We start from the raw sequence: 16777 nt of genomic DNA, 5'->3' as shown, positions 1-16777 counted from the left end.
GCGGCGATGCCCTAGATTAACTCGGCACTCAAATCTGATTATCCCTCAATTTAACTCAGGGAGTCACCCCCGTGCGCAGAAGAAGCCTCACCGTCCTCGCCCTGGCCGGCAGCCTCGCCCTCGCCACCGCCGGGCTCACCCACCCCGCCCTCGCCGCACCCGCCGGCCAGACCCCGACCCAAGCCCCGACCCCGGCCGCGACCGCCGGCCCGGACGCCCGGCCGGCCGGCACCACCCAGCCGGTGGAGGCGTTCGCCGAGGACGGGACCATCTCCCGCGCCCAGGCACCCGCCCGGTCGCCCTTCGCCGCCGCCCCGCACCTCAGCACCCGGGCCGAGGGCGACGGCGACGGCACCGTCACCCCGCTGGTCCAGAACGGCCCCACCGCCGCCAAGCTCGACCTGGTCGTCATCGGCGACGGCTACACCGCCGCCGAGCAGGGCAAGTTCCTCGCCGACGCCGCCACCAAGTGGCAGGAGATCACCGCCGTCGAGCCGTACACCACCTACCGCGGGCTCTTCAACGTCTGGGCCGTCCAGGCGGTCTCCGCCGATTCCGGCGTCTCCGGCGACCCCGACCGGGCGACCGTCCGGCAGACCGCCCTCGGCTCCTACTTCTGGTGCAGCGACGTGGAGCGGCTGCTGTGCGTCGACACCGACGCGGTCGAGCGCTACGCCGCCAAGGCCCCGCAGGCCGATCTCGTCCTGGTCGTCGCCAACAGCACCAAGTACGGCGGCGCGGGCTACAACGACGTCGTCTCCCCGCTCGGCTTCTCCGGCATCGCCACCGTGTCCGGCGGCAACGACCGCTCGGGCCAGATAGCCGTCCACGAGACCGGCCACTCGCTCGGCCACCTCGCCGACGAGTACGCCTACGACGGCCAGGGCACGTACGACGGCCCCGAACCGGCGGAGGCCAACATCAGCACCCTCACGGCCGACACCATGCGGCGCGACCGCACCAAGTGGTACCGCTGGCTCGGCCGCACCTCACCGGACGGCGGCACCGTCGGCACCTACCTCGGCGGCGGCTACTACCCGGACGGGCTCTACCGGCCCACCGACAACTCGATCATGCGATCGCTGGGACGCGAGTTCAACCTCCCCGGGCGGGAGGCGATGATCGCGGGCTTCTACCGCTACGCCTCGACCCTCACCAGCCCCACGCCCACCACGACGGCCCTCACCAGCTCCGACTGCCTCACCCTCGACCTCCCGGTCGCCGGCACCCGGCTGCGCTGGTACCTCGACGGGCGCGAACTCCCCTGGCTGCGCGGCCGCACCGAGCTCGACCTGCGCGAACTCCACCTCACCGGCTCGAAGCGGCTCCATCACCGCCTCACCGCCACCGCCACGGACCCCACCCCGGCCGTCATCGACCCGGCTCTCCTCCCCTCCCTCACCGACTCCCTGACCTGGCAGCTCACCCGCTGAACCGCGAACGGCCGAGGGCCGAGGATCGAGGGCACCCAGTACGCGCACTCGAGGTGGCGGCCGGTCAGACCGCGTCGAGTGCGGCGCGCAGGCGGGTGCGGGTGGCCGCGGCGGCCGTCCGGGTGACCGCGTCCTCCGAGGCGAGGGCGTGTTCGAGCAGCGCGTCGGCGGCGACCAGGACGGCGGCCGGGAGGACCACCTCCCGCAGGCCGAGCAGCTGGGTGGCCGCCAGGTGGCCGGGCTGGGCCGGCTGGGGCGGCTGGGGCGGCTGGGCCGGCCGGTGGGGGCCGGACGACGCGGTGTGGAGGCGCAGCGGCGCCTGGATGCCCAGTCGGGTGCCTTCGCGGTCCGTGGGCTGACGGGGATCGTTGATGACGGTCATGCCCGGAGAACTCCGGACGGCAGTGGCGGGTTACGAGGCCGGAGCGAATCGGGGGTGGGGAGGGCCGCCGTGGGGGCGCGGGAGGCACCGCGTGGGCGTGGCCCGTGCCGTACGCCTGCGGCCGTTCCGGCCGGCGCACCCGTCCGGCTCATGACGCCTGCCGTCCGCGCCGGGCCGGCCGAGCGCAATCCGCACGTCCCCGGGGGCGGCGCGCAGGCGGGTGGAGCAGGGCGCGGGGCGGTACGGCGTGGTTCGGTCGCGTCCTCCCCAACTCCGCCCTCCACCGGCGGACACGTTCCCGGGCGCAGGTTCCCTCGCAGGGCCCACCGGCATCACCGGATCACCCACCCGCGCCATCGGCCGAACGGTCAGCCGCCGAGGAGGAGTTCGAGCTGGTCGAGGGCGGTGGCCAGGTCGCGGGGGCGCAGCAGGCCGGGGTGGCGCCGGCTGCCGGCCCAGCCGGGTCCGGCGGCGAGGACGGCGGGTCGGGTACGGGCGCCGCGGCCGCCCCAGGCGGTGGCGGCGACCCGGCGGACCAGGACCGGGTCCGCGGTGGGCCGGGCCTGGGACCAGACCATGACGGCGGACGGGCCGGTGCGCCGGACGGCTTCGAGCAGGGCCTCGGACGGCATGGCCTGGCCGAACATCCGGTAGGGCAGGCCGCGTTCGGCGAGGCCGGCGGCGACGGCCTCCAGCGGCAGGGTGTGGAGTTCGCCGGGCATGCCGGCGAGCAGGACGGGCGGCCCGGGGCGGGTGCCGTCCGGGCCCGCGGGTCCGATGCGGTCGGCGGGACGGTCTGCGACGCGGCGCAGCGCAGTCGAGACGTGCCAGGAGAGCAGGTGCTCGACCTCGACGTACCGTTCGCCCTCGGCGGCCCACTTGCGTCCGGCGGCGCGCAGGGCGGGCGCCATCACCTCGGTCCAGGCGGTGACCGGTCCGAGCGTGTCGACGACGTCGCGCAGGATCCGCGCGACCTCGCCGCTGTCCAGCCGGACGGCGGCCCGGGCCAGTCCCCGGCACTCGGGGCGTACGGTGCCGACCGGCAGGGTGTTGCCGCCGCCGGGCGCCCGGTACGCCTCCGGGGCCCCGGGCGGGCCGGAGGCCGGAGCGCCCTCCGGGTCGGTGCCGTGCCGCACGGCCTCCAGGACCTGCCGGGCCGCCTCGCCCGGCGGGACGCCGCGCGCGGTGAGGCGGCACATCTCCTCCAGCGCCGCGAGGTCGTCCGGCGTCCAGCGACGGTGGTGGCCCGCCTCGCGGTGGGCGGGGCCGATGCCGTAGCGGCGCTCCCAGGAGCGGATCGTGGTGGGTGACACGCCGAGGCGGCGGGCCACTCCCCCGGTGCTGAGCCCGGCCTCGACCGGCGGTTGCGGGGCGCTGGATGCGGACGACACGGGCGGGAGCCTACGGCCCCGCCGTGCCGCGCCGGGCCGCGGCACGCCGCCGCGGCCCGGCCCACACACAAGCCCTCGCACAAGCCCGCGCACAAGACCGAGCGTCGGGTCCGCTTCGGGCCCGTACGTCGAGCCGCCCGGCCTTCCGGTGTCGACCCTGCGGTCGGCGCCGACGGGCCGGGCGGCCCGGAGGGACGGTGCAGGTCAGCCCTCGATGCGGTGCTGTGTCCAGAACGAGGTCAGGTCGGTGGTGGTCGCCTTCTGCGCCGCGGCCTTGAACTCGGCCGTGGTCGAGACGCCGTACCAGTGCGCCTGCGCGTAGTCGTGCAGCAGCGTGGTCATGGCGCTGTCGCCGATCAGCCGGCGCAGGTCGTGCAGGGCGCACTTGCCGTAGCCGTACACGACGGTGGAGTAGCGGGAGGAGTTGGCGTCCCAGTACGCCATCGAGTTGGTGATCTTCTCGGCGGAGGAGGCCCAGGAGACGCTGTTCCAGCAGTTGGTGCCGGTCTTGCCGAGGGCGAGGTCGGTGGCGTAGTCGGTGAACGCCTCGTCCAGCCAGGGGCTGGTGTACTCGTCGTCGCCGACGATGCCGTACCACCACTGGTGGCCGAGCTCGTGGGTGAGGGCGGTGGTGGAAACCAGGTCGAGGACGAAGCCGGGGTACTCCATGCCGCCGAACCAGAAGTTGTTGTCCAGGACGGTGTCCACCTCGCCGTAGGGGTAGGCGCCGAAGCGGGTGGCGTGGGAGTCGATCGCGGACTTGGCGGTGGAGAGCATGGACTGGGCGTCGGTGGAGCTGATGCCGGAGACCGAGTAGACGTTCAGCTTGACGCCGGCGGTGGAGGTGCCGGAGATCTTGGTGAACGGTCCGGCGGCCCAGGCGAACTCGCGGACCTTGCTCGCGGTGGCCTTGGTGACGGTGCGTCCGGAGCTGCCGGGGGTGTCGACCGAGGTACCGGTGGCGGGCACCTGGAGGCTGGTCGGGTGGTCGAGGGTGACGCTGTAGTCGGAGGCCAGGGCGTAGAAGGACTCGCCGTTGTTGGTGTACGGGTCGAGGTGCCAGCCGGCGGCGTCGCGGACGGCGAGCACCGGCAGCGCGTTGCCGATGAAGTTGAACGAGCCGTCGCGGCCGAAGCGGTCGGCGCCGGAGGGGACGGCGATGGACAGGTCGAAGGCGACGGTGCCGCTCTGGCCCTGGGCGAGCGGGGCGGGCAGGGTGACCTTCATCGCGGTGCAGTTGACGCTGAGTGCGCCCGCGGTGCCGCCGGTCAGGTTGGTGACGGTGATCGGGGTGGTCGGGCAGCTGCCGTGGTAGTTGTCCCACAGCCGCAGGTAGACCTCGTTCAGCGGCGCGGCGGAGGCGTTGGTGAAGCCGATGCTCTCGTGGCCGCTCCAGTTGGCGCCGGTGGCATCACTGCTGAGGCTGACGGTGTAGCCGGGGGCGGCCGGGGTGCGGGTGGGATCGGTGGTGGGCGGCGGGGTGGTGCCGCCGCCGGACACGTCGAGGGCCAGGTCGTCCAGGACGAAGCTGGTCTGCAGGCCGGAGTCCTCCACACCGCTGAAGGAGACGGTGACGCTCTGCCCGGCGAACGCGGAGACGTCGAAGGTCTTCTGCACGTAGCCGGCGGCGGCGTTCAGGTTGGAGTACGTCGCCAGCGTGGTGGAGCCGATCTTCGCGGTCAGCTTGTCGTACGCGGTGGTGGTGGTCGTCTCGGCGGTGTCGATGTGCAGCCAGAAGCTGAGGCTGGCACTGGTGCAGCCGGCCGGCAGGGTGACGGTCTGCGAGAGCGTGTCGGTGTGGCTGGAGCCGTAGCCGTTCAGCCAGGCGAAGGAGCTGCCACCGTGGGCGCTCTGGCCGCCGCCGCTGGTGATCACTCCGCTCGACGAGGTCCAGGGCGAACTGCCGGACTCGAAACCGCCGTTGGTGATCGCCTGGGCGGGGGTGCAGTCCGCGGCGTGGGCCGGGGCGGCGACGACGCTGCCCGTGCTCGCCGCTATCAGCGTGGTGCCGACGATGGCCGCCAGGCGGCGGGCCAGGCGGCTGAACCTGTCTGTCATCGGATCCTCTCAGGAGGGATGGGGGTACCCGATCGTTTCCGGCCCCCGGCACAGAGGGGGACAGCCGACTCGCCACCGGTGGGGTCGTACGGGCGAGTTGACGAGCGGTGGACTCCCGCCGCGAGGGTGGCCGCGCCGGAGAGCTCCCCGCTCCGGGGCCACAGGGAAGCGTGACACCAACCACCGCTCCTTGAAAAGGGCATGCCATTGATCGACATCCCCCGGCGCCCCTCCCCGGCCTCCTCCCCCGGGACGGCCCTCCCCTGCCCGGGGGAGGTCGGGGCGAGCCCCGGGGCCGATGTGAACGGCGCCCGCGGTGGCGAGGCTTGGAGCCGTCCCGAACCGGAACGAACGGAGGTCGCGGTGGACGTGACATGGCATCGGAGGTGGCCCGCGTGGATGCCCGCGGCGGCGGCGGGCTGGGGCGGGCTGTACGCGGCGGTCCAGGTCGGCTGGGCGGCGACGGGCACGCGCGTGCCGTGGACCGAGCACTCGGCGTACCCGGCGCCGCTGCAGCTCCTGCTGGCGGCCCTCGCCCTCCTGGCCGGCGGCGCGGCCCCGGCGACCACCCGGGCCCTGTCCCGGACGGCGCGGTACGCGGTGGGGGCGGTCCTGGCCGTGGCCGTACCGGTGTTGGCGATCGGCGCCACGGGCCTGCCGATCCATCTGGTGACCCTGCTCGCCCTCGCGGGGCCGGAGAGCGCCACCGGCCTGATCCAGGTCCTGCTCGACACGGCCGGCGCCGTCCTGCTGCTCCTGGTCGCGGTGGTGTACCGGCGGCGGCTGCGCGGTGACTGCCCGCGCTGCGGACGGCGGCACACCGGCGGCAGCGACGGACCGCTCAACCACCCGGCCGCCGTCCCGGCCGCACGGCCCACCCGGCGCCTGGCGTACCTGCTGCTGGGCGGGCTCCTGCCCTGGGCCGGCGTCAAGACCGTGTGGACGCTGGGCGGCGACGCCCTCGGCGTCTCGGCCGCCGACTGGCGGCGCAGCGCGAGCGCGGGCGCCACCGGACTCGCGCGGACGGCTGCGGCGGCGGGGATCGACGTGAGCGTGCTCGCCGCACTGCTCGGCGCGGCGCTGCTGGCCGGCCTGCTGCACACCTGGGGGCAGGTCTTCCCGTGCTGGACGCCCCTCCTCGCCGGACGGCGCGTCCCGCGCCTGCTGCCCCTGGCGCCGGCCCTGCTGACCGGCGTACCGCTGACCGTGTACGGCGCCGCGCTGACCGCCATCGCCCCGCTGATCGCCGTCGGCGTGCTGCCGGGGATCACCCCCACCCCGCCCTTCACCACCGCCTCGGGGGTCACCTGGATGGTTGCCTTCGGCGGCCTGGCCTTCACCGGACTCGGCCTCGCCCTGCTGGTGGCCGCGCGCTCCTACGCCGCCCGCACCCGCCCGGTCTGCGCCGTCGCGGCCCAGGGGTGACCCTGCCCTCCGGGGGGAGCTCAGCCCCCGGTGGCCGGCCGGAGCGCCGGATCGTTCGGGAACAGCGCCACCACCGGCCCGTCCGGACCGGGTACCCGGCGGAAGTGCACCGGGCGCCGCCCGAGTTCCGCCACCCGCGGGGTCCGGTGGAACGCGCCGTCGGCGGCCGCCGCCGACGCCGCCAGCAGCCGCAGCACGTCGCACGCCGCGGCCGTCGGATCGCTCCGCGCCGCCCGCGGGTCCAGCCCGGCCGCCATCGGCTGGAGCGCCTGCCACAGCGGTGCGGACACGTAGCAGACCGGCACCCCGCCGAGCGCGGGGTGCGGGCCGGAGTCGGGGTACGGCAACCAGAGACCGGCGGCGACCAGGCGCTCGGGAAGCACCCGCGCGGGGCCGGCCCAGACGGCGGTGAGATCGACAGTCATGCTCGGCACGCTAACGGTCACCACTGACACAATCCGCCGACCCGTCACGGAGTCCCGGAACGGGTCCCGTCGCAGGTCGGTCCGCCTCACCCGTCGGGGGGACAAGATCGGGTCGATGGGCTCGGAGGTCTTGACGCCGGACGCCCGCCGGTGCTCGGATCAGGGGCAATCGAATTCGGAGTGGGAGGGTCGACGTGGACCTGAGGGTGACCTGGTGGGCATGGCTGGTGGCACTGGCCGGACTGACGACGCTGTGCATCATCGGCGCGCGCGGCTGAGCCCGTACGCACGGCCGAGCCACGTGTCGCCGAGCTGTTGACGTGCCGCCGGCCGGACGCGGTGGCGGGCGACGCCCGCCCGCCCCGGCCGGTCAGCCCGCCTCCAGGTAGGCGACCACCACCACGGTGCGCAGCGCCGTGACGTAGTAGATCAGCCGGACGGCGTCCACGTCGTCGCAGTATTCGCGCAGTTCGGGCACGGTCCCGCGGATCGGGGTGCCCATCGCCGGGTCGACCGAGAGGGCGGCGAGCGCACGGTCCAGGGCGTGGATCGCGTCCGGGTCGGCGATCTCGTCGATCTGGCGTTCCGCGACGGCGGTGAAGGTGATCTGGGCCCGCCGGCGCTGCCGGGCCATCAGGCGGCGTGGTGCCGCTCGGCGGCCGCCCGGTCGCTCCCGGCGGCGAGTTCGGCCAGCCGCCGGTCGCGGATGGCCTCCCAGGGGGTGCAGTCCTCGGGGCGCGGCAGTCCGTTGAGCGCGATGTCCTCGAGGACGGCGGCGAGCCGGTCGGCCCGTTCCCGCTGTCCGGCGGCGTAGGCGCGCAGCGCCGCGGCGGACTCGTCCGAGAGGATCCGGCGGTCGCCGGCGGCGGGCCGTTCGGTCATCTCACTCTCCCCTGGTGCGGCGTCGTCTCCACGGTAGCGCGCGGCGCGCCGCCGGTGTCCGGGTCGGCCGGAAGTCGTACCGGAACCCGGGCTGTCGAAGGTCTGTACGGGCGCACCGGAGCGTGTCGATAATGCGCATGCCATATCGGAAGTTACCGATGCGTCAACGGAGGTGTGGGCCCGTGTCCCTGACCGATGCTCCGATCGTCAGCAGGCGTGTCTTCGCGCGGTCCGCGCTCGCGGTGGGCCTGGCCGCGGCGGGGGTGGGCCTAGGCGGCGCCCGCGCGTCCGCGGCGACCGTCCCGGGTGCGGCGGACTGGATGGCGGCGCTGGACGGTCAGGCGTCCCTGGCCCGCCTGACCATCCCGGGCACGCACGACACCGGCGCCCTGCACGGCGGTCCGATCACCGAGACCCAGACCCTCTCGGTGGCCGACCAGCTGGCCGCCGGGGTGCGCTTCCTGGACGTCCGCTGCCGCGCGATCGACGGCGTGTTCGCCATCCACCACGGCCCGGTGTTCCAGCAGATCTTCTTCGGCGACGTGCTGAACCAGTGCCAGGCGTTCCTGGCCGCGCACCCCGGCGAGACGGTACTGATGCGGGTCAAGCAGGAGTACTCCTCCGTCTCGGACGCGGACTTCGGCACGATCTTCGCCACCAAGTACCAGTCCCACTGGCCCGGCCTGATGTGGACCGAGAACCGGATCCCGCACCTCGGCGAGGTGCGCGGCAGAGTGGTCGTGATCGCCGACAACGGCGGGGTGCCGGGCGTGCGCTGGGGCGGGGCGATGACCGACATCGAGGACGACTACGACATCGGCACCATCTTCGAGATCTCCTCCCGCAAGTGGCCGGAGACCTCCTCGCACCTGGACGCGGCCCGCGCCTCCGGCGACCCGCAGCGGCTGTTCCTCTCCTTCACCTCCAGCTCCGGCTGGGGCCTGTGGCCACGCCAGGCGGCGGACGCGATGGCGCCCAGGCTCCGCTCGTACGTCGGCGGGCTCGACCACTCCGCCCGCCCGGTCCTGGGCACGGTGCCGATGGACTTCGTCACCGCCGACTCCGCCCGGATGCTGTACGCCCTGAACTTCGGCGGCTGACCGCGGCTGACCCGGAGAGCCGCCTACGGGCCTACGCTTTCCGCAGCCGTTCGCCGCGGACCAGGCGGCGCAGCCCGGCGTAGCGGCTGAAGCGCTCGTGGCCGGCGACGGCCGCCCGGTCCAGCTCCTCCATCAGGCGGCGGGAGCGGTGGTCGAGGTCGAGCTCGTCGAGGATCCGGTCGATCTCGGCGAGCAGCGCGCCGTGCAGCTGCCAGGCCTCGGGGTGTTCCTGGACGCGCCGCAGCAGCAACTGGGCGACGTTCTCCCGGCTGCGCCAGGCGGCGGCGAGTTCGGAGGTCAGCCGGGACTCCGCCTCCTCGGCGTTCCGGCTGACCTGAGTGGTGACCAGCACGGCGAAGCTGACCAGCGCGCTGCCGATGTGTTCGAGCAGGTCCTCCAGCCCGACCGTCACCTCCGGCGGGAACAGCGGTTCGCCGGGGCGGCGGCGCTTGGCCAGGTCGGTGAGCGAGCGGGCCAGCACCCGGACCACGACCACGCAGATCTCCAGGGTGTCCAGGCCGGTGCGCAGCACCAGTCTGGAGAGCAGCCCCTCGGAGATCCGCGGGTTGAGCCGCAGACTGTCCTCGGCCTGCCGGAGGGCGGCGTCCACCTCGGCGATGGCCTGGTCGAGCCGCCGGGCCTCGTGCAGGCGGGCGGCGGCGCGTTCCACCGGGACGGGCCCGGGCAGCTCCTCGGCGATGGACAGCAGCAGGTGGCGGGCGCGCCGGGCGAGTTCCTCGATGTGCTCACCGGCGGTGTCCACCCACACCGGCGGGGCGAACACCAGATTGAACAGCAGGCCGACCACCGCGCCGATCAGCGTCTCCAGCACCCGGTCCCAGGCCTGCGAGGCGACCTGGGTGACGCCGAGGATCAGCATCGCGCTGATCGCCACCTCCTGGACGAACTCGCCGACCCGGACGAACTGGCCGACCGTCAGCGAGGCCAGGATGATCAGCCCGAGGCTCCACCAGGACAGGCCCATCACCGAGCTGAACCCGATCGCGATCAGCACGCCCACCACCACCGAGTTGACCCGCCGGATGCCGGTGGTCAACGTCGAGTAGAGGGTGACCTGGACGACCAGCAGGGCGGTGAGCGGCGCCGTCAGCGGGGCGGGCTCGCTGCTCAGCTGGACGGCGACCGCGTACGAGATCGTGGCGGCCACCGTCGCCCGGACGGTCTGCACGACGACGGGGTCCTTGAGCGCGCGGCCGACCACCGCGCGCACCGCTGCGGGGAGGAGGCGCACCCACCTCTTCTTCCCCGGCCCGCGCCGCTCCACCCGGCCCCCGCCCTTCGGCACCCGGATGGCCACCGGGCCACCTGCGCCGCGCCACCCGCTCCCGTGCGCCGCGCCGCCGGATCTCCCCGGCGCGCGGGCCGGATCCCTGCCAGACTCGGGGCATGGGAGTCTTCCGGAAGTCGAACGAGCCCGACCCGAACGACCACCGTGAACCGCAACCGGCCGAGCCCCCACCCACCGACGGCCCGCCCACCGACGGCCCGCCCACCGACGGCCCGCCCACCGACGCGCTGCCGCCCACCGACGCGCTGCCCGCCGCCCGGGCGGCGGAGGAACTCGCCGCCCTCACCGAGGAGATGGAGCAGCCCGGCGAGTCGGCCCGCCGCAGCGGCGCCCGCCGGGCCGCCGCACTGGTCCGCTCGGTGGCGCGGACGCTGCGCCGCGGCGGCCTGATCACCGCCCGGGGCGCCGGGATCGGCGGCCGGGCGCTGACCGAGCGGGTGCTCCTGACCGCGCCGCGCATCCCGGTCCGCGACCTCGCCACGCTCCGCGCCCAGCATCCGCACGCCACCGACCCGGAGGCGCTCGCGGACCTGCTGACCGCCGGCGCCGTGCGGACCTCGGCGGCGGTCGGCGCCGGGATCGGCGCCACCGCCATGCTGCCGGTGCCGCCCGCGATGCTGGTGGAGCTCGCGGCGGAGACCCTGGTGGTGGCGGCGGTGGAGATCAAGCTGATCGCCGAGCTGCACCAGGTGTACGGGATCCCGGCCACCGGCTCCGCGACGCAGCGCGGGGTGGCGTACACGACCGCCTGGGCCGACCGGCGCGGGATCGACGCGGGCGCGCTTGCGCACCCGGCGGGGCTGGCCGCGGTGGCCGGGTTGGCGGTCGGCTCCGAGGTGCGGCAGAAGGTCCGCCGCCGGGTCACCCGCAGCACCCTGCGCAAGCTGCCCTCGCTCGCGCCGCTGCTGGTCGGCGCCGGGATCGGCGCGATGTCGAACCGGGCCGACACCGCCCGGCTGGCCTTGCGGGTCCGCAAGGATCTGCGGACCCGCTCGGCCCCTCCCGGCTACTGGGCCGCTGCCGCACCGTCCTGACTCAAGGCCTGTCTGACAATTCCCGCCGGGCGGCCGACGCGAATTGTCAGACAGGCCTCAGCACGCCGGCGACCAGCTCGCGGGCCTCGTCCTGGACCTGGGCCAGGTGCTCGGCGCCCTGGAAGGACTCGGCGTAGATCTTGTACACGTCCTCGGTGCCGGACGGGCGCGCCGCGAACCAGGCGTTCTCGGTGCACACCTTCAGCCCGCCGATCGCGGCGCCGTTGCCGGGCGCCTCGGTGAGGATCGCGGTGATCGGCTCGCCGGCCAGCCGGTCGGCCCGGACCCGGTCCGCGGACAGCTTCGCCAGCAGCGCCTTCTGTGCCCGGTCGGCGGGGGCGTCGACCCGGGCGTACGCGGGGGCGCCGAATCGGCCGGTCAGCTCGGTGTAGTACGCGGACGGGGTCCGCCCGGTGACGGCGGTGATCTCCGACGCCAGCAGGGCCAGCAGGATGCCGTCCTTGTCGGTGGTCCACACCGAGCCGTCCCGGCGCAGGAACGAGGCGCCGGCCGACTCCTCGCCGCCGAACGCGACCGCGCCGGAGAGCAGCCCGTCCACGAACCACTTGAAGCCGACCGGCACCTCGACCAGCTCGCGCTTCAGGTCGGCGGCCACCCGGTCGATCATCGAGGAGGAGACCAGCGTCTTGCCGACCGCCGCCTCGGCGGGCCAGTCGGTGCGGTGCCGGTACAGGTAGTCGATGGCGACGGCCAGGTAGTGGTTGGGGTTCATCAGCCCGCCGTCGGGAGTGACGATGCCGTGCCGGTCGGCGTCCGCGTCGTTGCCGGTGGAGATCGCGTACTCGTTCCGGCGGCCGATCAGCGAGGCCATCGCGTACGGCGAGGAGCAGTCCATCCGGACCTTGCCGTCCCAGTCCAGGGTCATGAACCGCCAGGTCGGGTCGGTGAGCGGGTTGACCACGGTCAGGTCGAGCCGGTGGGTCTCGGCGATCCGCCCCCAGTACGCCACCGAGGCGCCGCCCAGCGGGTCGGCGCCGATCCGCAGGCCGGCCGCGCGGACGGCGTCCAGGTCCAGCACCGAGGGCAGGTCGTCGACGTACCGGCCGAGGAAGTCGTAGCGGTGCGTGGTCGGCGCGGTGAGCGCCCGCGCGTACGGGATCCGCCGGACGCCGGTGAGCCCGGCGGCGATCAGCTCGTTGGCGCGGTCCTGGATCCAGCCGGTGGCGTCCGAGCCGGCCGGGCCGCCGTGCGGCGGGTTGTACTTGAACCCGCCGTCGGCGGGCGGGTTGTGCGAGGGCGTCACCACGATGCCGTCGGCCCGCTCGGCCGGGGCGGCGGTGCGGTTGTGGGCGAGGATCGCGTGGGAGACCGCCGGGGTCGGGGTGTAGCCGTCGGCCTCGTCCAGCAGCACGGTGACGCCGTTGGCGGCCAGCACCTCCAGGGCGGTCGCCCGGGCCGGCTCGGAGAGCGCGTGGGTGTCCGCGCCGAGGAAGAGCGGACCGGTGACGCCCTGCGCCGCCCGGTACTCGCAGATCGCCTGGGTGGTGGCCGCGATGTGGTCCTCGTTGAACGCCGTCTCCAGCGCCGAGCCCCGGTGCCCCGAGGTGCCGAACGCCACCCGCTGGCCCGGCACCTCCGGGTCCGGGTGCAGGGTGTAGTAGGCGGTGACCAGCCTGGCCACGTCGATCAGGTCCTCGGGGGCGGTGGGCTGACCGGCCCGCGCGTGCACCATCACGTCTCCTTCACGTCGTCCGCAAACGGCCCGCCGGGGCGGCCCCGGCGGGCAGGGCGCCAGGGTAACAACGGAAGGTGACCACCACACTCCACACCGCCGTCCACTACCCGCGCGCCGTCCGCCGGACGAGCGCCGTGTGGACCAGGGTGGTGCAGCCGGCCGCGACGGCGTACCAGAGCAGGTCGGGGGCGTTGAAGGTGGTGCCGAGGACCAGCCGGGCGAGGAGGCTGTGGCGGGCCAGGTCGGCCGGGACGCCGGTCAGTTGGGCGAACTCGACGCACCAGCTGAGGCCCAGCGCGAGGGCCCCGGCCGTACGCGGCCGCAGCCGCGGGGCGGCGGCAGTGATCAGGGTGTGGAGCAGGACGGTGTACAGGCAGTCGCCGGCCACCTTGGCGCTCTCGCCCCCGCCGACGCGGGTGACGGCCAGGCCGGCGGCCACGGTGAGGACCGCGGCCGCCAGGGCGGCGAGGCGGACCCGCGCGGGCGGGGGCAGGACGAGGGTGTCGGTCACGGTGTCAGGAGCTCCGGCGTCGGCGGAATACGAGGGCGAGCAGGGCGACCACGCCGACCGCGACCAGGATCCCGGTGCCACGGCTGCTGCCGGCCTTTCCGGCGGGCGTCGCGGGCGCGGCGGCGGGGGTCCCGCTCGCCGGTCCCCCGCCGGGGGCGGACGGGGTGGGGGTGGCGCTGGTCTGGGCCGCGGCGCTGTCCGGCAGCCGGTCGCCGCTCAACGGCACCCGGACCACCGTGCTGTTGCGGCCCTCGGAGCCGTACAGCAGCGAGCGGCCGTCGGGGGCGAACGTGACCGACTCGCCCTGCCGCTGGAACGGGACGTCCAGCGCGCCGATCCGCTGCGGGGCGCCGTCCTTCCAGCGGTAGGACTCGGCGAGGAAGTAGCCGCGCAGCACCAGCCGGGTGCCGTCCGGGGAGAACGCGCCGTCGGTGATCCACGGGACGTCGGCGATCCGGTGGAAGGTGTTGACGCCGCTCGCGGTGAGCGTCTCGGGGCCCTGGTAGAGGCCGCCGGTGCGCTCGTTCTTGCTGGCGATGTAGGCGCGGCCGGTGACCGGGTGGATCATCAGCGCCTCGGCGTTGCGCGGACCGTCCTCGTAGCGGACCCGGTAACGGGTGGCGTCCACGGTCTGGTCGTGCAGGTCGGCGGGCTCCGCGAACCGGTAGAGCCACACCTCGGACCAGCTGCCGTCGAGGTTGTCGCCGATGTCGGCGAGGTAGAGGCTGCCGTCGGGGCCGAGCGAGATCGCCTCCGCGTCACGGGGTTTGACGCCGCGCAGGGTGACGGTGGCCACCGTGCGGCCGGTGGAGTCGACGGCGTAGACGTACGGGCCGTCGTCGCTGTCGTTGTGGGTCCAGTAGACGCCGGGGTGGCGCAGGCTCGCGGCGAGGCCGCTGGACTCGGTGATCCGCGGGTCGGCGATGGTGAACTCGGTCCGGCTGCCCTCGGCCGCGACCGGCGCCGCGGCGGCGGCGAGCAGCAGCACGGCGGCGGCGAGCGCCCCGCCCCAGCGACCGGCGGCCCCTGTACCCGGCCGTGGCAGCCGCCCCGTGCGCGTCCTCATGCCGACCACCCCATCACACCGCTCCCCCGTTCGCCCGGCCGCCCCGCGCGCCGGGGCGGGCGGGGCCCCCTCTACCGTATCCGGATGCAGACGATCGAGCTGACCTGCGGTCCCGCCCTGGACGCGGCGGTACGGGCGGTGTGGCGGCAGCTGGCGGACGGCGGCGTCGACAGCCTGGCCGACAACCCGCACCCGGGCCACCGCCCCCACCTGACCCTCGCGGTGTGCGGCGCGATCGACGCGGACGCGCTGGCCCGGATCGGCGCCCTGCTCGCCGAGGCGCTGCCGCTGCCGGTACGGCTGAGCGGACTGCTGTCGTTCAGCGCGCGCAGCCGCCGCCGGGTGCTGGCCTGGGGCGTGGTGCCGAGCCCGGACCTGATCGACCTGCACCGGGCCGTCTGGCGGGAGCTGGCTGCGGTGCCGGAGCCGAACGAGCACTACCTGCCCGGCCGCTGGCTGCCGCACCTCGGCCTGACCCGGCGGGTGGAGCCGACCGGTCTCGCCCGGGCCCACGAGGTGCTGGGCCGCCACCCGGACGTCACCGGCGACTTCGCCGCGGCGCGCAGCTTCGACGCCGCCGACCAGTCCACCGCCTGGCTGGTCGGCGGACCCTGACGTCGGCTCAGAACTGCAGCGACTTGGTCTGCAGGTACTCCTCCAGCCCGTGTCGGCCCAGTTCGCGGCCGATCCCGGAGGACTTGTAACCACCGAACGGGGCCAGCGGGTTGAACCGTCCGCCGTTGATGTCGACCTGGCCGGTGTCCATCCGCCGGGCGAACGCCACGGCGCTCGCCTCGTCCGCCGCCCACACGCCGCCGGCCAGGCCGTAGTCGGTGCCGTTGGCGATCTCCAGCGCGTGCTCCTCGTCGCGGTACGCCAGCACCGTGAGGACCGGGCCGAAGATCTCCTCACGGGCGACGGCCGCCTCCGGGGAGACGTCCGCGAGCACGGTCGGCCGCACGTAGTGGCCGGCCTCGATGCCCTCCGGCCGCTCCGCGCCGCCGGCCACCAGCCGGGCGCCCTGCTGCAGCGCGTCCCGGATGTAGCCGCGGACCCGCTCCAGCTGGCGGGCGTTGACCAGCGGCCCGACCCGGGTGGCCGGGTCGGCGGGGTCGCCCGGCACGTACTTGGCGGCGGCCTTCGCCGCCAGCGCGAGCGCCTCCTCGTACTGCTCCTCGGGGACCAGCAGCCGCGTCCACGCGCTGCACGTCTGGCCGGAGTTGGCGAACACGTTGGCCACGTTGACGTTGACCGCGCGGGCCAGGTCGGCGCCGGGCAGGACCACGTTGGCCGACTTGCCGCCCAGCTCCAGGGTGACCCGCTTGATCCCGCGCCCGGCCGCCTCGGCGACCGTCCGGCCCACCGCGGTGGAGCCGGTGAAGGAGACCAGGTCCACATCCGGGTGGGCGGCCAGCGCCGCACCGGTCACCGCGCCCGTACCGGTCACCAGGTTGAACACCCCCGCCGGGAAGCCCGCTTCGTCCACCAGGCGGGCGAACAGCCGGGCCACCAGCGGGGTGTCCTCGGCCGGCTTCAGCACCACCGTGCAGCCCGCCGCCAGCGCCGGGACGACCTTCGCCACCACCTGGTGCAGCGGGTAGTTCCAGGGCGTGATCGCCGCGACCACGCCGACCGGCTCGGCGTACACCACCGAGTTCCCGACCCGCTCCTCGAACGGGTACGCCGCCAGCAGCTCCAGGTACGACTGCGTCACCGCCAGCGGCAGACCCGCCTGCACCGACGACGCGAACCCGATCGGGCTGCCCAGCTCCGCCACCACCGTCTCGGCGATCTCCTGCTGCGCGGCCGCCAGGCCGTCCCGCAGCCGGCCCAGCGGGGCCAGCCGCTCCCCCGGGGCGGTGGCACCCCACGCCCGCGCGGCGGCCCGGGCGGCGGCGACCGCCGCGTCCACGTCCGCCGCACCGCCGGCCGGGACGGTGGCCAGCAGCTGCTCGGTCGCCGGGTTGAACACCTCGACGACGCCCCCGTCCAGGGACGGGCGCCACGCACCGCCGATGTACTGATCCGCGAACCGCTGCACCACGGCCGACCTTCTCTCTCCCGG

The 16777-nt window shown here is 74.8% G+C and carries 16 protein-coding genes; 5 read left to right on the top strand and 11 right to left on the bottom strand.

The window, feature by feature from the left end; all coding sequences use genetic code 11:
• Positions 1 to 71: 71 nt before the first annotated feature.
• Entirely contained in the window at positions 72 to 1433 is a 1362-nt protein-coding gene (locus FHR36_RS35050; RefSeq protein WP_253804030.1) for a M64 family metallopeptidase, read from the top strand.
• A 64-nt stretch (positions 1434 to 1497) separates the two neighbouring features.
• Here the strand turns inward: FHR36_RS35050 and FHR36_RS35045 are convergent, their stop codons facing one another.
• The 3 genes from FHR36_RS35045 to FHR36_RS35035 all read right to left on the bottom strand — a co-directional run bounded on the left by FHR36_RS35045 (position 1498) and on the right by FHR36_RS35035 (position 5264).
• Positions 1498 to 1815, bottom strand: coding sequence for a hypothetical protein (locus tag FHR36_RS35045; protein ID WP_253804028.1), 318 nt, complete (start codon positions 1813 to 1815; stop codon positions 1498 to 1500).
• A gap of 368 nt (positions 1816 to 2183) precedes the next feature.
• Positions 2184 to 3206 carry a MerR family transcriptional regulator gene (locus FHR36_RS35040; protein WP_253804026.1) on the bottom strand — a complete coding sequence of 341 codons (1023 nt, stop codon included), beginning with the start codon at positions 3204 to 3206 and terminating at the stop codon, positions 2184 to 2186.
• A 204-nt stretch (positions 3207 to 3410) separates the two neighbouring features.
• Positions 3411 to 5264: a M1 family aminopeptidase gene (locus FHR36_RS35035; RefSeq protein WP_253804024.1), complete on the bottom strand. Its 1854-nt coding sequence runs from the start codon at positions 5262 to 5264 to the stop codon at positions 3411 to 3413.
• Positions 5265 to 5663: 399 nt separating this feature from the next.
• Here FHR36_RS35035 and FHR36_RS35030 point away from each other — a divergent pair, with 399 nt between their 5' ends.
• Positions 5664 to 6689 carry a hypothetical protein gene (locus tag FHR36_RS35030; protein WP_253804023.1) on the top strand — a complete coding sequence of 342 codons (1026 nt, stop codon included), beginning with the start codon at positions 5664 to 5666 and terminating at the stop codon, positions 6687 to 6689.
• Positions 6690 to 6709: 20 nt separating this feature from the next.
• On the opposite strand, the gene FHR36_RS35025 is transcribed toward FHR36_RS35030, so the two are convergent.
• From FHR36_RS35025 to FHR36_RS35015, 3 genes are all read right to left on the bottom strand, one after another.
• A complete protein-coding gene (locus FHR36_RS35025) occupies positions 6710 to 7114 on the bottom strand; it encodes a hypothetical protein (protein ID WP_253804022.1) in 405 nt (134 codons plus the stop codon).
• A gap of 370 nt (positions 7115 to 7484) precedes the next feature.
• Positions 7485 to 7748 (bottom strand): hypothetical protein, encoded by a 264-nt coding sequence (locus FHR36_RS35020; RefSeq protein ID WP_253804021.1) that lies wholly within the window; start codon positions 7746 to 7748, stop codon positions 7485 to 7487.
• A complete protein-coding gene (locus FHR36_RS35015; RefSeq protein WP_253804020.1) occupies positions 7748 to 7996 on the bottom strand; it encodes a hypothetical protein in 249 nt (82 codons plus the stop codon). Before FHR36_RS35015 ends, FHR36_RS35020 begins: the two co-directional genes overlap by 1 nt.
• Positions 7997 to 8178: 182 nt before the next feature.
• Here FHR36_RS35015 and FHR36_RS35010 point away from each other — a divergent pair, with 182 nt between their 5' ends.
• Positions 8179 to 9096, top strand: coding sequence for a phosphatidylinositol-specific phospholipase C (locus tag FHR36_RS35010; RefSeq protein WP_253804019.1), 918 nt, complete (start codon positions 8179 to 8181; stop codon positions 9094 to 9096).
• Between the two features lie 31 nt (positions 9097 to 9127).
• Here FHR36_RS35010 and FHR36_RS35005 read toward each other — a convergent pair whose 3' ends face one another.
• Positions 9128 to 10348 (bottom strand): FUSC family protein, encoded by a 1221-nt coding sequence (locus FHR36_RS35005; protein WP_253804018.1) that lies wholly within the window; start codon positions 10346 to 10348, stop codon positions 9128 to 9130.
• A gap of 155 nt (positions 10349 to 10503) precedes the next feature.
• On the opposite strand from FHR36_RS35005, the gene FHR36_RS35000 reads away from it, so the two are divergent.
• Positions 10504 to 11439 (top strand): hypothetical protein, encoded by a 936-nt coding sequence (locus FHR36_RS35000; protein ID WP_253804016.1) that lies wholly within the window; start codon positions 10504 to 10506, stop codon positions 11437 to 11439.
• Positions 11440 to 11485: 46 nt separating this feature from the next.
• Here the strand turns inward: FHR36_RS35000 and pgm are convergent, their stop codons facing one another.
• From pgm to FHR36_RS34985, 3 genes are all read right to left on the bottom strand, one after another.
• Positions 11486 to 13132 carry a phosphoglucomutase (alpha-D-glucose-1,6-bisphosphate-dependent) gene (pgm, locus tag FHR36_RS34995; RefSeq protein ID WP_253804014.1) on the bottom strand — a complete coding sequence of 549 codons (1647 nt, stop codon included), beginning with the start codon at positions 13130 to 13132 and terminating at the stop codon, positions 11486 to 11488.
• A 106-nt stretch (positions 13133 to 13238) separates the two neighbouring features.
• Positions 13239 to 13646 (bottom strand): ribosomal maturation YjgA family protein, encoded by a 408-nt coding sequence (locus FHR36_RS34990; RefSeq protein ID WP_253804013.1) that lies wholly within the window; start codon positions 13644 to 13646, stop codon positions 13239 to 13241.
• A 4-nt stretch (positions 13647 to 13650) separates the two neighbouring features.
• Positions 13651 to 14712, bottom strand: a complete 1062-nt coding sequence (locus tag FHR36_RS34985; RefSeq protein ID WP_253804011.1) for a hypothetical protein — start codon at positions 14710 to 14712, stop codon at positions 13651 to 13653.
• Between the two features lie 84 nt (positions 14713 to 14796).
• Here FHR36_RS34985 and FHR36_RS34980 point away from each other — a divergent pair, with 84 nt between their 5' ends.
• On the top strand, positions 14797 to 15327 hold the full coding sequence (locus FHR36_RS34980; protein ID WP_253804009.1) for a 2'-5' RNA ligase family protein: 531 nt from the start codon (positions 14797 to 14799) through the stop codon (positions 15325 to 15327).
• Between the two features lie 7 nt (positions 15328 to 15334).
• Here FHR36_RS34980 and FHR36_RS34975 read toward each other — a convergent pair whose 3' ends face one another.
• Complete coding sequence (locus FHR36_RS34975; RefSeq protein ID WP_253804156.1) at positions 15335 to 16753, bottom strand: aldehyde dehydrogenase family protein; 1419 nt, start codon at positions 16751 to 16753, stop codon at positions 15335 to 15337.
• Positions 16754 to 16777: the final 24 nt, after the last annotated feature.

Origin of the sequence: Kitasatospora cinereorecta (assembly GCF_024172095.1) — a bacterium.
Classification (GTDB): Bacteria; Actinomycetota; Actinomycetes; order Streptomycetales; family Streptomycetaceae; genus Kitasatospora; species Kitasatospora cinereorecta.
Note: the sequence above shows the minus strand (reverse complement) of the source record. Positions and strands in the feature narration are given on the sequence as shown.

Coding starts and splice junctions, on each gene's coding strand:
- FHR36_RS34980 (WP_253804009.1), top strand. CDS start 14,797: ATGCAGACGATCGAGCTGACCTGCGGTCCCGCCCTGGACGCGGCGGTA.
- FHR36_RS35030 (WP_253804023.1), top strand. CDS start 5,664: ATGCCCGCGGCGGCGGCGGGCTGGGGCGGGCTGTACGCGGCGGTCCAG.
- FHR36_RS35025 (WP_253804022.1), bottom strand. CDS start 7,114: ATGACTGTCGATCTCACCGCCGTCTGGGCCGGCCCCGCGCGGGTGCTT.
- FHR36_RS35035 (WP_253804024.1), bottom strand. CDS start 5,264: ATGACAGACAGGTTCAGCCGCCTGGCCCGCCGCCTGGCGGCCATCGTC.
- FHR36_RS35015 (WP_253804020.1), bottom strand. CDS start 7,996: ATGACCGAACGGCCCGCCGCCGGCGACCGCCGGATCCTCTCGGACGAG.
- FHR36_RS35020 (WP_253804021.1), bottom strand. CDS start 7,748: ATGGCCCGGCAGCGCCGGCGGGCCCAGATCACCTTCACCGCCGTCGCG.
- pgm (WP_253804014.1), bottom strand. CDS start 13,132: ATGGTGCACGCGCGGGCCGGTCAGCCCACCGCCCCCGAGGACCTGATC.
- FHR36_RS35045 (WP_253804028.1), bottom strand. CDS start 1,815: ATGACCGTCATCAACGATCCCCGTCAGCCCACGGACCGCGAAGGCACC.
- FHR36_RS34985 (WP_253804011.1), bottom strand. CDS start 14,712: ATGAGGACGCGCACGGGGCGGCTGCCACGGCCGGGTACAGGGGCCGCC.
- FHR36_RS35000 (WP_253804016.1), top strand. CDS start 10,504: ATGGGAGTCTTCCGGAAGTCGAACGAGCCCGACCCGAACGACCACCGT.